16 protein-coding genes and 1 pseudogene are annotated in these 13,165 nt (G+C 53.8%); 9 read left to right on the top strand and 8 right to left on the bottom strand.

The genetic code is table 11. The features are described from left to right. Positions 1 to 33: 33 nt before the first annotated feature. The 6 genes from LEPTO7104_RS38665 to LEPTO7104_RS39495 all read right to left on the bottom strand — a co-directional run bounded on the left by LEPTO7104_RS38665 (position 34) and on the right by LEPTO7104_RS39495 (position 3,341). Positions 34 to 414, bottom strand: a complete 381-nt coding sequence (locus LEPTO7104_RS38665; RefSeq protein ID WP_071527310.1) for a rhodanese-like domain-containing protein — start codon at positions 412 to 414, stop codon at positions 34 to 36. A gap of 134 nt (positions 415 to 548) precedes the next feature. Continuing rightward, positions 549 to 950 (bottom strand): NifB/NifX family molybdenum-iron cluster-binding protein, encoded by a 402-nt coding sequence (locus LEPTO7104_RS0126355; protein ID WP_017301585.1) that lies wholly within the window; start codon positions 948 to 950, stop codon positions 549 to 551. A 103-nt stretch (positions 951 to 1,053) separates the two neighbouring features. Further along, complete coding sequence (gene petC / locus LEPTO7104_RS0126350; RefSeq protein ID WP_026073103.1) at positions 1,054 to 1,590, bottom strand: cytochrome b6-f complex iron-sulfur subunit; 537 nt, start codon at positions 1,588 to 1,590, stop codon at positions 1,054 to 1,056. A gap of 22 nt (positions 1,591 to 1,612) precedes the next feature. Next, entirely contained in the window at positions 1,613 to 1,741 is a 129-nt protein-coding gene (locus LEPTO7104_RS42540) for a hypothetical protein (RefSeq protein WP_017301583.1), read from the bottom strand. A gap of 153 nt (positions 1,742 to 1,894) precedes the next feature. After that, complete coding sequence (locus LEPTO7104_RS0126340) at positions 1,895 to 2,107, bottom strand: YgaP family membrane protein (protein WP_017301582.1); 213 nt, start codon at positions 2,105 to 2,107, stop codon at positions 1,895 to 1,897. A 480-nt stretch (positions 2,108 to 2,587) separates the two neighbouring features. Beyond that, positions 2,588 to 3,341, bottom strand: a protein-coding gene (locus tag LEPTO7104_RS39495; RefSeq protein WP_083887169.1) for an IS1 family transposase whose coding sequence is annotated in 2 segments (ribosomal slippage) — positions 2,588 to 2,986 and positions 2,988 to 3,341 — 753 coding nt in all. Because the reading frame shifts where the segments join, the coding sequence is not laid out codon by codon here. A gap of 72 nt (positions 3,342 to 3,413) precedes the next feature. Between LEPTO7104_RS39495 and LEPTO7104_RS0126330 the strand changes: the two genes are divergently transcribed. The 5 genes and pseudogenes from LEPTO7104_RS0126330 to LEPTO7104_RS38655 all read left to right on the top strand — a co-directional run. Beyond that, positions 3,414 to 3,752 carry a hypothetical protein gene (locus tag LEPTO7104_RS0126330; RefSeq protein WP_017301581.1) on the top strand — a complete coding sequence of 113 codons (339 nt, stop codon included), beginning with the start codon at positions 3,414 to 3,416 and terminating at the stop codon, positions 3,750 to 3,752. 37 nt (positions 3,753 to 3,789) lie between these two features. Continuing rightward, positions 3,790 to 4,413 carry a Tll0287-like domain-containing protein gene (locus LEPTO7104_RS0126325; protein WP_026073102.1) on the top strand — a complete coding sequence of 208 codons (624 nt, stop codon included), beginning with the start codon at positions 3,790 to 3,792 and terminating at the stop codon, positions 4,411 to 4,413. A 33-nt stretch (positions 4,414 to 4,446) separates the two neighbouring features. Further along, positions 4,447 to 4,968: a DUF3122 domain-containing protein gene (locus tag LEPTO7104_RS0126320; protein WP_017301579.1), complete on the top strand. Its 522-nt coding sequence runs from the start codon at positions 4,447 to 4,449 to the stop codon at positions 4,966 to 4,968. Between the two features lie 74 nt (positions 4,969 to 5,042). Next, complete coding sequence (locus LEPTO7104_RS0126315; protein WP_017301578.1) at positions 5,043 to 5,528, top strand: DUF4079 domain-containing protein; 486 nt, start codon at positions 5,043 to 5,045, stop codon at positions 5,526 to 5,528. A gap of 235 nt (positions 5,529 to 5,763) precedes the next feature. Continuing rightward, positions 5,764 to 5,922 (top strand): annotated as a pseudogene (locus tag LEPTO7104_RS38655) (Dps family protein); the annotation flags it as partial. Here the strand turns inward: LEPTO7104_RS38655 and LEPTO7104_RS40440 are convergent. Continuing rightward, positions 5,863 to 6,267: a hypothetical protein gene (locus LEPTO7104_RS40440; RefSeq protein WP_017301577.1), complete on the bottom strand. Its 405-nt coding sequence runs from the start codon at positions 6,265 to 6,267 to the stop codon at positions 5,863 to 5,865. The pseudogene LEPTO7104_RS38655 and the gene LEPTO7104_RS40440 overlap by 60 nt on opposite strands. Before the next feature lie 520 nt (positions 6,268 to 6,787). Here LEPTO7104_RS40440 and LEPTO7104_RS43775 point away from each other — a divergent pair. After that, positions 6,788 to 7,093 carry a transposase gene (locus LEPTO7104_RS43775; RefSeq protein WP_071527309.1) on the top strand — a complete coding sequence of 102 codons (306 nt, stop codon included), beginning with the start codon at positions 6,788 to 6,790 and terminating at the stop codon, positions 7,091 to 7,093. Positions 7,094 to 7,129: 36 nt separating this feature from the next. Here the strand turns inward: LEPTO7104_RS43775 and pbfA are convergent, their stop codons facing one another. Next, complete coding sequence (gene pbfA / locus LEPTO7104_RS0126305; RefSeq protein ID WP_026073101.1) at positions 7,130 to 8,485, bottom strand: (R)-1-hydroxy-2-aminoethylphosphonate ammonia-lyase; 1,356 nt, start codon at positions 8,483 to 8,485, stop codon at positions 7,130 to 7,132. A gap of 407 nt (positions 8,486 to 8,892) precedes the next feature. Here pbfA and LEPTO7104_RS0126300 point away from each other — a divergent pair, with 407 nt between their 5' ends. The 3 genes from LEPTO7104_RS0126300 to LEPTO7104_RS0126290 all read left to right on the top strand — a co-directional run bounded on the left by LEPTO7104_RS0126300 (position 8,893) and on the right by LEPTO7104_RS0126290 (position 13,136). Further along, entirely contained in the window at positions 8,893 to 9,957 is a 1,065-nt protein-coding gene (locus tag LEPTO7104_RS0126300; protein ID WP_026073100.1) for a putative 2-aminoethylphosphonate ABC transporter substrate-binding protein, read from the top strand. Positions 9,958 to 10,096: 139 nt separating this feature from the next. Then, on the top strand, positions 10,097 to 11,296 hold the full coding sequence (locus tag LEPTO7104_RS0126295; RefSeq protein ID WP_017301574.1) for a putative 2-aminoethylphosphonate ABC transporter ATP-binding protein: 1,200 nt from the start codon (positions 10,097 to 10,099) through the stop codon (positions 11,294 to 11,296). 82 nt (positions 11,297 to 11,378) lie between these two features. After that, positions 11,379 to 13,136 carry a putative 2-aminoethylphosphonate ABC transporter permease subunit gene (locus tag LEPTO7104_RS0126290; protein ID WP_017301573.1) on the top strand — a complete coding sequence of 586 codons (1,758 nt, stop codon included), beginning with the start codon at positions 11,379 to 11,381 and terminating at the stop codon, positions 13,134 to 13,136. Positions 13,137 to 13,165: the final 29 nt, after the last annotated feature.

Here is a 13,165-nt window from a genome sequence, read left to right as displayed (position 1 = left end):
ATTTGTCAGATTCTTGATCTATCTCTGTCTAGGTTAACTGACTTGAGCCTTCGTCTCTGTTTTTAGCCCCAGGCGACGCCATTCCACCATGCCGCCAGTGATGTTATAAACCGTTGTGAATCCTGATTTCACCAGTTGATTGGCAGCAATGGGGCTACGGTGAGCGGTTAAGCAAACCACCGCTACGGGCTGATCGTGCGGCAGTGCTCGAAACCATTGGGGTAAAAATCCTCGCCATATCCCTAGGCCAAGTAAGAGGCGAGGCAGGCTTAAATTTTGGGCTCCTAGGGCGTGGCCAGTGAGGTATTCCAACCCGCTGCGCACATCAATGAGGAGGGGAGCATTGGGCGCTTGGGCCAGGTCTGTGGGGGATAAATCCACCACGGCTAATGGGGATGGGGAGGGCTGAGTCATGGGATACCAGAGAATTGAGGTGTGGTTTGAGCGGGCGATCGCACCGTCGAACGGTCACCTAACGATCACCGAAAGCGAAGTGGAGTTAGCGTCATACCCTGCCGCTTCAAGCTATGAAACGGCAGGGCTAGCCTTTATTCTGGGCTGTGTTCGGTTTCCCCGTGGCGGTGTCCAGGGCCATCACCATGTTCGCGTTGATGATGTTCTTCTGGGGTCATCACCACGAGAGTATCGGTCAGATAGGCCATAACGGCAACGTCCAGGTCAGTTTCAGCGGTAATCAGCGGCTGAATGCCCTTAGACTCCAGACGACGGGCTAATCCCCGTCCTATGCCACCGCTAATCATTACCTGAACGGTATCTAGGGGATGGGCATCTTTCGGAGAACTCTCGTGAAAGCTTTGGTCTTTGGTGATTTGGAGCAGTTGTCTGGTCTGGATGGTGGTGTCATCCACGTCATAGATCCAGAATTTCTGACAGCGCCCGAGATGGCCTGTCACCTGAGTCTGATTTTGGCTAGATACGGCAATTTTCATTAGGTTACCTATTGATTGCGTAGGGGCATTTTCTCGGCATGGGCTGTGAAGTCGCGGGCTGAAGGGGGCGAGTAATGGGACATCTGCATCCACCCCTTCACCCTTAAACCCACCAAGGTTTGTTCCCCGTACGGGGATCGGTTGCGGTCCAGGGGGAGATCAAAATGCTGTTATCACTGACCTTGACCTGAACAATCTTGAGCGGCAGCGGCGCTGGCCCCCGCACCACCGAGCCATCGGGAGCATAGAGAGAACCATGGCAGGGGCATTGAAACTGCTGATCGAGCGGGTTCCAGGGAAAGGTGCAGCCTAGGTGGGTGCAATTATCCACAATGCCGATGCTGTCTAGGGTTTTGTCTTCATTGACAATGAGATAGGTCGGTTCTCCGGCTAAACCGGCTACCAGGGCGCGTGTTCCCGGTGGTTCGACCAAAAGCTGCGTGGCAGGAATTAGGTTTCCTAGCGCGTCTCTAGCCAAAATCGCTCCCCCCGGCCCTGTTTTTTCGGTGGGGGGAATGAAGACTTTGCCCGCAACGTAGAGGGCAGACCCCGCCGTTGCGGCAACGGTGGCTCCGGTTAAGAAGTTAAGCAACTGCCGCCGCGATAGGGAGGGTACTTCAATCGGTAGACTCGTATCCATCATAGATTTCCTTAATCTGAACTTAAATGGCGTACTCGTGGATCAGCGTTTTAAGCTGGGCAGCGGTTAGGCGATCGCTCACCCGCTGCATCATTTGACTAGCCTCGATCGCAATTTCTTTAGCGTTCGGACTGTGTACGGTGAGCAACATCCATTTCGGTTAATACGACCATGCCCTGTTGCTTGAGGGATGCGGTGACTTGGGCGATCGCCTCATCAAAGCAGGTCTCGACAACCTCACTGAGGTGGTAGGTCATAGTGATTTGTCGAAGAAATGGTGCAAAAGATCACAGGGTAACGGTGTCTACAACTGTTCACGGGGCTGACTGGTGCGAATGCCCAGTAGGCTATAGAGCCCGCAGAAACCGACCAGCCCGGTGGCCAGCAACACGCCCGCTGCTACGACCAGACCAATGCCCAGGGCAGAGCCGCTATAGAGGAATAGCCCCAGATAAAACAGCACCGCCGCCAAGCCAAGGCGAATCACGCGATCAAAGGCACCAACATTCGTTTTCATAGCAATAGTCTCCAGGTTTGAGTAAATTTTGAAAGCCTAGCCTGGTCATGAAGCAGCGACCTTCTAGGCTCTTGGCTTTAGTTTTGTAACTTCGATTCTATTATATAACCAATTAGCTATAAAATGCTAGAGCAGGGAAAAGTGAGCTTGGCTAAATCCGCTAAGCCTTTGTTGTGTAAGGCTTTTAGTGGCAAGGGGATTAGCGATCGCCTAGCGAACCGCTGGAGCATTGACCCTAAAGGCTGTCCCAAGTCTCAGTTAAAGCTCTATAGCTAATCTGCTTTGCTTGCGTTTGATATCAAAGTCAATCAAGTCAACCAAGTCAACCCAAGAAACAGTCAATAGCCTGTCAGCATATTTTTGAGCAAGGGCTCTCTAAAGCTCATTTCTTGTTGGTAGGCTAATTTTAAAAACACTACAAGAGGCCATTTTAATGAGTACCAAACACGAATCCCAAGAGACTGCGCCGGGTAGTGCACTTTAGTGCAGGCCAGAGGAAAAGACGAGGTCACCTTGCTCTGCGAGCTTCTGTCTGATTTGGCGATTGTAGTCATGGATGAACAGCCAGATCGCCCCGATATGGTTCTTGAGCTTCTTGGAGAACGACAGGGTCTTCCTCACCAGTCGGGCAATTCGCTGCCTCAGGGTGTTGTTCAGGCGCTCGATATAACTCGTCAAGCCGCTGTCTTTGCCCACGGCCTCATGCCGTTTGCTCGGAATCACCGTGACGTAGGCCTCCCAGAAGTCAGTGTAGACCTTGGCGCATTGTCGATAGACCGCTGGGATGGACTGCCATAAGGCGATGGCCGACTCCCGAGAGCGGTCACCGATGTGGCAACCAATAATTTCTCGGGTCTTGGCATCCATGGCCAACCAGACCCCATTGTTTATTGCCTTTATGACCGACAAAAGACCACAATTCATCCATCTGCACCGCTAGCGGGCCTTTGGGCTTGGGAATGACCGCCGCCGTTTGGGGAACCGCCTCATAGACGGCATTGGCATGACCTTGAAGCCAACTCTCTGACACCGCCGTGGCCCTCGCAATGCCCGCCAGCGGGATCTTCTCCTGTAACAGCCGATTCACCAGTGCCTTCGTCTCCTTCGGCTTCGGTCGCCATTGCGGATCTTCGACGAATTGACGTCCACAGTCCCGGCACTTGTAGTTTTGCTTCCCTCGGTGGCTAGTGCCGTTCTTGGAGATGTCATGAGACCCACAGGTCGGACAGGTCATCTCAATCGTCATGGGGCCGACTTCCTTGTCCTCGTGATGGTATCGCCTGATTTTCCTCTTTCCCGTGCACTAATGCACTACCCTGCGCCGCAATATGACGCGCACCTCATCCCGGCTGAATCTGCCGCCCGTCAGCATCGGGAAGGTCAGGATTTTGGCCACACTCCCCATGACGAGCTGAAGGGTAAATCGAGCCACACCACAGATGGCTACACCGTAGACAAAGAAGGGTTGATCAATAACTACGCGATTGAGCCAGAAATGTACGTCGAGGTGCCTGGAGATCTGCGTGAGCAAGCCGCCCAGGCGGCGGCAGAACGTGTCCATGAATTGCAGGAGCTATCTGAAGATGAGGACGGCAAACTGACCACAAAACATGATTGGCGTCACAAGGGCCCAGGCATGATTTAGTGGGTGTCAGATCAGTTCATCTCAGGAGAAAGACCCGATGCAGACGTTATCTCAGTTGATTCTGAGCCTTGGTCTGATAATGAGTATCAGCCTGGTGGCTATCGGCTGGCATCCAGCACCTGCCTCAGCTGCTCCCATCATCCCCAACCCCAATGAGCTGGTGCAGGTCGTTCAAGAAATTGAATCGCTGGATGCCATGCGCTCTGGACTCGCCTCTTCCCTGGAGGGGAGCACCGAAGTACCGACGATGCAAACCATGAAAGACGTCTGCCGCCCGGTGGGGATGCGGGCCATGCAGCTGAGTCAAGAGCATGGCTGGCAGGTTAAGCAAGTCGCGAAGAAATATCGCAATCCAGACCACGCCCCAGGCAACCCCCACGACCAGATGGCGCTGGCTAAATTTGACCAAGATCCAGAGCTGATTGGCTTTTGGGGCCGAGCCACCGTAGATGACCAGACCGGCACCCGCTACTACCGCCGCATTGATGTGGAAGCCAGCTGCCTGACCTGCCACGGGTTGAAAGATCGCCGCCCGCAGTTTGTTAAAGATGGCTACCCTCAAGATTTGGCCTACAACTTTAACGTCGGCGACCTGCGCGGTATGTATTCCGTTTTCATTCCCGATGAGATCCAAAGCGCCATTCAAAATGCCGTCAATTAATGACGGTCTACCTCGAATCCAAGAGTGCTGAACATGAAGACTTTTTCCCGTTTCATCGGCTCAGCATTCCTGCTTGGAATGCTGGCTTGGGTGGTGACGCTTAATGTCGCGATCGCCCCCGTTCAGGCCGCCATCCGCCAGCTAGAAGAAGCCCCAGGGCAGATGGTCTACCAGTCTCGCCAAACGCTCAAAGATCAGCAGGGCAATAGCTGGCAAGCAATCGCCTTCAAACGCATTCAACCCGACAAAGCAGCCACCACTTACCTACGTCTAGTTGGGTTCCCCGGCACAGCAGAACTCGACCATTCACAGCCGTTAACGCTGACCGACTCGCTGGGCAAAACATTGACCGCTAAAGATATCTCCCAAGAAATGTTTACGGACAAAACCCAGGTAGACCTTAACGCGGCAGAGTATGATTTACAGCCAATTTTAATGCAGCTGGAGTTAGGGATTCCGCTGCAACTGTCACTTTCCACCCTCGACCAACCTGAGGTCGCGCTCAATGTCTCACCTGAGTTCGTCAAAGAATGGCGATCGCTCACGGATCAATGATAAGCCCTGTCCAGCAAATAGTTATGCCATGACAGACCAATTCAAGATTCATAAAAACTTCAGGAATTACCATCATGAGTTTGGAAAGCCTAGCAGCTCTTAAACCCTATCTCAGCTTTTTTCACCCCGTTACGATGTGGATTTTGCTAGCCCTGGCGCTCTACACCCTATACCTGGGGGTACAGGTTCGGCGCACAAGACTGGCAGAGGGAGAGCCTAAAAAAGAGCTGACCAAGGGTCGGTTTGCGATTCGCCACCACCAAATTGGCTCCATTCTTTTGGCGCTGATGGTGATGGGGGCGATCGGCGGCATCACCGTGACCTATATCAATAGTGGCAAGATTGTCATTGGCCCCCACTTATTTGCTGGGTTAGGCATAGTTGGCTTGATTGCTACCTCGGCGGCGCTGGTTCCTTTTATGCAAAAGCACACTTGGGTTCGCAGCGTTCACGTTTCGTTGAACTTGGTGGTGCTGGGGCTATTTGGCTGGCAAGCCATAACCGGAGTGCAAATTGTGCAAAAGATTGTCAGTCAGATGACGGTCAATAGTGCTGGATAAATTGATTTAGACCAATAGCCAATTCAACGTACTCACCAGACTATCCTTGATGGTGCAGAAAACTCCTGAAACCCTTATAAATCAAGGATTCTCGTTGAGACAGCAGATTTGGGATTTCTCTAAAAATCGAACGAAGGCAATGGGTTTCAGCCGCCATTTTGACCGTCTGGGCTTTCCATCATGAGACTCAGAAAAGTTTTCTGCACCACTAAGCCAGACTATCTAGGAGATCACTATGCAGACCATGCCCATCAACATTGGAATTGAAGAGCAAGATCGTCGCGAAATTGCCTAAGGGCTTTCCAACCTACTGGCAGATACTTATACGCTGTACTTAAAGACCCACAATTTCCACTGGAATGTCACTGGCCCCATGTTCGCCAAACTCCAGGTCGGAGGCTTCGTCGACGATGTCACCGGCTCGGTTGTAGATGGTGTCGAAGGCTAAGCCTGCGTCCACAACCGTGCGGGTAGCTTTATCGATATCGAAATAGCTGACCCGTGCCCCGGTCAGTTCGGTGCCATTGGCGAGGGTGTAGGCATAGCTCTCCTCGTCGGTGGCGATCTCATGGTTAACGAATAGTCGGATCGTATTTTCGTCGAGGGCGATCGCACCCAGACCATCGGGAACACCAGGAGCAATGTACTCATTGATTTCGTCGCCAATGGTGATCAGAGGATCAACTGTATAAGCATTTAGCCCGGTTACCTGAGCGGGCTGTGTTGTATCAAAAGCCATGAGTACAAGGTTCTCCTAATTATCAAATCAAGACCTCAAACGGTCGCAAAAACTCGCCGCCAAGTCCTTTGCTCGGCAGCTATTTCTTACCTAATTGACATTAGTGATAATGTCATGAAACCTTTGGCCCTAAATTAAGCTTGAGGGCTTTATTGGTTAAATAATTTTGGGCTAGGTTAATATTTAGATAAATTCAGATTTGCGCCCATGCACGGAAAACCCATTTACTAAGAATGGGTCACTTGGTCTGGCCATAGCCATTGATGCGGGGGGCAGCTTAGTGGTGCAGAAAACTTTTCCGAGTCTCATAGTGGACGGCCCAGACGGTTCAAAATAGCGGCTGAAACCCATTGTCTTCGTTCCATTCATCGAGAAAGCCCAAATCCGCTGTCTCGTTGAGAGCCCTTGATTTACAAAGATTTTAGGAGTTTTCTGCATCACTAAACACCCTTGGTTAAAAGTCGAACTGACCACCATTCTCGACACCTTACCAGACGTTACCACCTCAGTCTCACCCCCGTTGCGCCTCTTGTTTGTATGGGGCAACTTAAAAGGTCATAAAACGCCTGAGTTGATGCAGTGGCTGTGTGAGCATGGCCTTTTGCCCTTGTACACCCCGCTATCGGGGAGTTGGTTAAACATGGCCGAGTCCATACAGCGCATCCTCAAGCGACGAGCGTTAGATAGTCAGCATCCCGAAACCCTCAACAGATTATGGACATTTGAGGCCGTTGCTGAGTTTTGGAATCAACGCCCAACGCCGTTTGGATGGGGCGGTAAACGAGCCGCACGACGGCAACGAGCACAACGACAACTGGAGCCGTGACTCAGAAGTCAGTGGCCTAAAAATTAATGGCTGCATTCAAGGCAAATGACCCACTAGTTCTACCAAGCAGACATCTAGAATATCTAGGGCCTTGGTCATTTCAGCAGAAGTAATCGTCAACGGCGGTGAGAGGATCAAGATGTTCCCCATCGATACTTTAAAGCTCAGCCCTCGCTCTAGGGCTTTATACATTAGGGCTTCAGCCGCATCGTTAAAGGGTTCTTTGGTATGCCGATCGCTGACTAGTTCAACCCCAATTAGACAGCCGCGACCACGTACATCGCCAATCAGGGGATGACGAGTCATCATATCCTGTAGTCTTTGCAAAGCTAGTTCACCTACCGTGCTGGCATTGTCAACCAGCTCCTCTTCCTGAAGAATTTGCAGTGTTGTCAGGGCTGCGCGGGTGGTAACGGGGTTCTTTTCATGGGTGTAGTGGCCATAGGCATAGTCACCGCAAACATCCAAATCGGGGTGGCAGAGGGTAGCGGCAATTGGCAGCACGCCGCCGCCCAGAGCTTTGCCCAACACTAGGATGTCGGGCACGACCTGTTCATGCTCGCAGGCAAACAACTTGCCGGTGCGCCCTAAGCCAGTGGGAATTTCGTCAAAAATTAGCAGCGCCCCGTAGTGGTGACAGGCCGCTTTAACCTGCTGCCAGAAGCCAGGGGGAGCTGGCACTGGGTTCGTAGCTCGCATGGGTTCAGCAATCAGAGCACAGATGTCTCCTTCTTTTTCTAGCACGTAACGAATTTGGTTGAGGCAAACGTCGGCGCTGTTTTGGGTAACCCCCCAGGCGTTGCGATAGTCGCCGAAGGGAGGGACATGCTCACTGCCGGGAAGCAATGGCCCAATGGGGCCACTGCGAAACATGGCTTCACCGCCGATGCTGCGGGCACCAAACCCGGCACCGTGATAAGCGTCCCAAAATGAAAGGGTTTTAAACCGTCCGGTGGCGGCGCGAGCGTAGGCCAGCGCAATTTCGATCGCATCGGACCCGCTTGTGGCCAAAAGAACTTTGCCCAGATCGCCAGGGGCTAAGGCCGTCAGCATTTCTGTTAGCTCTACTGCTGGGGCGCAGGTATAGCGGCGGGGCACGAAGGAAAGGGTTTGCAGCTGAGCCTGAATGGCTTCGATCAATTTGGGATGACTGTAGCCCAGGTTGTGAGCACTGTTGCCGTGGAAATCCATAAACCGACGTCCCTGGTAGTCTTCTAACCAGATGCCGGAAGCTGACCTGATCGCCGACAGGCAGGGGGTCGAAGCAGATTGATGTAGAAAGCCCTGGGTGTCGCGGTGAAGGAGCGATCTCAGTTCCCCATCCCAATGAGATTCATGCCATTGATGGCGGCGGGGAGAGGTATTGAGGTCACTTTCGGCGGGAAATGGCATATCTAACTCGATGGGTAAGCAGTGCAGCGATATTTTCCTGAGTCGTCAATGCAAACGTCAAACTAGCATTGGCTGAGCATATTCGTGAACTTTTTGGGTGAGTGCTGCGCTACTATGCCGTATTAATTTTTGATACTTGGATTTGTTTTCTAATTTTACCAGTTCACCACCGATCAAAAACTTAACTAAAATTTTTGGTTCAAGGAAATCCTTGATTTACATCAATTCCTTCCTCAGAGATAACGTTTTCAAAATCTTTTCATAATCTCCACTTTACCCAAGGAAGCGCCAATTGCCCGTAGTATCAGCCTTGGAGTTTTATGGCTAAGGTTAAGGCTATGGTTAGCGACCTAGTGCGTATCGTTGCTCAAGCGTTTTCCGCACGACGCCGACAGCGTTTCTTCTCAATGGCTGCTGCCTCTTTTGCAGTTGTTCTGCTTGTGGCGGCTTGTGCTGTATCTCAGGAAGACTTACCGCAGGCTGATAGCGGGGCGGCTAGTTCTACCTCCTCCAGTGATTCATCCATTACGGTATACACCGCTTTGGAAGATGATCAAATAGGCGGTTATTTAGAGTCATTCAAAGCTCAAAACCCAGACATTAACGTGAACATCGTTCGCGATTCGACCGGCATTATTACCGCTAAATTGTTAGCCGAAGCCGACAACCCTCAAGCCGATGTGGTGTGGGGAACCGCCGCATCCAGCTTGTTAGTGGCTGAAGAGAAAGGGCTGCTAGAGCCCTACGCTCCCGCCGGGCTAGATGCCGTCAACCCCAAATTCCGCGACGATGCCAACCCGCCCCAGTGGGTTGGCATTGACGTGTGGATGTCCGCCTTTTGTGTGAACACCGTCGAGTCTGAGAAGCTAGGACTGCCCATTCCCAAGGGCTGGGCTGATCTGACTAACCCGGTTTATAAGGGTCATATTGTCATGTCTAACCCGGCGTCTTCTGGAACTGGATTTTTGTCTGTTTCCACAATTTTGCAGAACTCTGCCAGCGAAGAAGCGGGCTGGGCCTACCTGGATAAGCTCCACGAAAACATTGCCCAATACATGCACTCCGGTTCTCGCCCCTGCAAAGCGGCAGGCGCGGGCGAATTCCCCATCGGCATTTCCTTTGGCTACCGGGCGGTCAGTCAAAAGAACGACGGCGAACCGATCGAGCCAGTCTTTCCAATCGAAGGATCAGGCTGGGATGTAGAGGCCAATGCCCTGATCAAAAAAGCTGAAATTAAGGATGCCGCCAAGACATTTCTGGACTGGGCGATCTCTCCGGTGGTGTCAAAAAAGTACGCCGAGAATTTTGCCATCACAGCGGTGAAAACCGACGTGCCTGCGCCCGCTGGCTTTCCCACTGACCCCGTGGCCCAACTAGCCGACAATGACCTGCGCTGGGCGGCGGCGAATCGGGAGCGCATTCTCGCTGAGTGGACCAAACGCTACGACGCCAAATCTGAGCCCAAGAGTTAAAGACTTGTGGCTTGAAACTCAGATCCTAGGGTTCTTTTTGAGGATGCACCATGGTTTCTGCTACTCACTCAAGAACTTTGGGAGCTATTTCTAGGTCGGCCTTTCCGTAAGCCGTACTGTTGTTTACCCTGTCTCTCCCATGACCTTTTCAGAGCCGTCCGCCGTACCTAATCTGGGGGAGACTACGCCCCTAGTGCCCCCGATCGCGCCTGCCAGGGAGGTGGAGGTCGATGGCCATCCGGGGCCAGGCTTAGGCCATCGCACCCTCACCGAACCCTACCTGCGCATTGAGAATGTTCACAAAATCTTTGGCAGCTTCGTAGCGCTGAAGGATATTTATCTGAACGTTTACCCCGGCGAGTTTGTCTGCCTGCTCGGCCCCAGCGGCTGCGGCAAAACCACCCTGCTGAGGATCATCTCTGGGCTGGAGCAGCAGACTCAGGGCCGGGTGATCCAGGGCGGCAAAGACGTGTCGAAGCTGCCGCCGTCGATGCGCGACTTTGGCATTGTGTTTCAGTCCTACGCCCTGTTCCCCAACCTGACCGCCACCCAGAACATCGCCTACGGGCTAGAGAACCAAAAGCTGCCCAAGGGCCAAATTGCGACGCGAGTGAAGGAACTGCTGGATCTAGTCGGGCTGGAGGGCATGGGCCATAAGTATCCCTCCCAGCTCTCCGGGGGGCAGCAGCAGCGGGTTGCCTTGGCCCGCGCCCTGGCGCTCTCTCCAGGGTTGCTGCTGCTAGATGAACCCCTCTCGGCTCTGGATGCTCAGGTGCGGGTAAGACTGCGGGCCGAGATCGCGGAACTCCAGCGCCGCCTTGGCATTACCACTGTGATGGTCACCCACGATCAGGCCGAAGCATTGGCCATGGCCGATCGCATCGTGGTGATGGACAAGGGCTACATAGCCCAGGTGGGCACCCCCAGCAGCATCTACCAACACCCCAGTAGCCCATTTGTCGCAAACTTCATTGGCGTAATGAACTTTCTAGATGGCGTGGTCGAAGCCGCAGACACCGTGCGCTGCGGCAACATCCTGCTGCATGCCCCCAGTAACGAGGTGCCCGTGGGCCAGGCGGTGTCGATCGCCATTCGCCCCGAAGACATGCGCGTGGCGGACATCGCTACCGATGCCCCCAACCGGGTCGAAGCCGACGTGGTCAGCCGCGAATTTCTCGGCGCGGGCTACCGCCTTGACCTTACCCTCTCCGGCAACGCCCGCCAGCCCATCACCCTGGAGATCTCCGCCAACCGCGCCCGCAACCTAAACGTTGAGGCTCTAGAGGCGCTGTCGATCCAGCTGCCCCCAGAGATGATTCGGGTGTTTCCGAAGGAATAGAGCACTGGGTAATTCTGAATGCTTAGTTTTTGAGCAAAACTCTGTTTCCCAAACCTCGCCATCTCCCTAACATCTTTACCCCATGACCCCCACTTCCTCCCCCCGCCCTCTCCGCATTGACCGCACCAGAGCGATCGACGCCGAAGCCTGGATCATGCGCTTCTTTCTCACCCTAGGGGCTCTGTGGCTGCTGGTGGGCGTCGTGCTGCCGCTGATTCCCATGGTTGGCCGCAGCTTTCGCGACAACAGTGGGGCCTGGGTCGGGCTGGCGAACTACTGGCAATATCTCACGACTCCCTCCCTGGTGCAGTCGTTTATAAATAGCTTGACGGTGGCGCTGACCACGACCCTGCTGGCCTGCGGCCTAGGGTTTATCTACGCCTATGCCCTCACCCGCACGGCCATGCCGGGAAAGCAGGTTTTCCGTACGTTGGGTCTGCTATCGCTGTACATTCCGCCGCTGGCGGTGGCGATCGGGCTGATCTTTCTGTTTGGCAATCAGGGGTTGATGACCACGGGGCTGTTTGGCAGCCTGCCGGGGTGGAATATCAACCTCTACGGCTTTAACGGCATTGTGATTGGAGAGTTTCTCTACTGCTTTCCCCAGGCCGTGATTATCTTGATGACGGCGCTGAATTTGACCGATGCGCGGCTCTATGAGGCGGCAGAGGTGCTGGGCGCCTCGACGGTGAAGACTTTTTTTACCGTGACCCTACCCAGCGTCAAGTACGGGTTAGTTAGCGCTATCTTTGTGTGCTTCATTCTGGCCTTTACCGACTTCGGCGTGCCCAAGGTGGTGGGCGGCAACTTCAACGTGCTGGCCACGGACATTTACAAGCAGGTGATCGGGCAGCAGAACTTTGCGATGGGGGCCACCATCAGCGTGTTTTTGCTGCTCCCGTCGGTGCTGGCGTTTGGGATCGATCGCATTGTGCAGCGGCGGCAGACGGCTCTGGTCAGTGCCAAGTCGGTGCCCCTCCAGCCAAAACCCAACCCAGCCCTAGACCGGGCCATGTTTGCGTTTTGTGCCCTGGTGGCGGGGTTTGCGATCGCTGTCTTCGCCACTATTATTCTTGCTTCGCTGGTGCGAGTGTGGCCCTACGATCTGTCGCTCAGCCTGAAGAACTACGACTTTGGCGGCGTCGGTGGTGGCGGCTACCGGGCCTACTGGAACAGCATTCGCATGTCCCTCTATACGGCGATCTTTGGCACTGTCATTGTGTTTATCGGCGCGTACCTGGTGGAGAAGGGGCGAGGGCTGGCCTGGCTGCGCTCGGCGAAATACGTTCTCTCCACCATTCCCCTGGCGCTGCCGGGGTTGGTGCTGGGCCTCTCCTACGTATTTTTCTTCAACAATCCGATCTGGCGCATTCCCTTCACTGGGATGGCAATCTACAACCCATTTAAGGGGCTGTATGGCACCATGGCGCTGCTGGTAATCGTCAACATCATTCACTTCTACACCGTCTGCTTTCTGACCGCGACCACGGCGCTGAAGCAGATTGACCCGGAGTTTGAGGCGGTGTCAGCGTCAATGGCGGTGCCCTTTTATAAAACCTTCTGGCGGGTCACTGTGCCCCTTTCCCTGCCTGCCATCCTTGAGATTGGCATCTACTTCTTTGTCAATGCCATGGTGACAATTTCGGCCATCATCTTTCTCTACCCTGCCAACCTGCCCTTGGCCGCCGTTGCGATCGTGAACATGGACGACGCAGGCGATATTTCGGCAGCTGCCGCTATGTCTACCCTGATTGTTGCCACTAGCCTGGGCGTACGGCTCCTGTATTCATGGCTAACGCGGGGGATGCGGGCCAGGTCTGAGGCGTGGTTAAGCCGGTGATGGGGGGTAGATGGGTGGCGTGGGTCAAT

The sequence above is a fragment of the Nodosilinea nodulosa PCC 7104 genome, from assembly GCF_000309385.1.
In the GTDB taxonomy this organism is placed as follows: domain Bacteria; phylum Cyanobacteriota; class Cyanobacteriia; order Phormidesmidales; family Phormidesmidaceae; genus Nodosilinea; species Nodosilinea nodulosa.
This window is presented reverse-complemented; position numbering and strand designations above follow the sequence as displayed.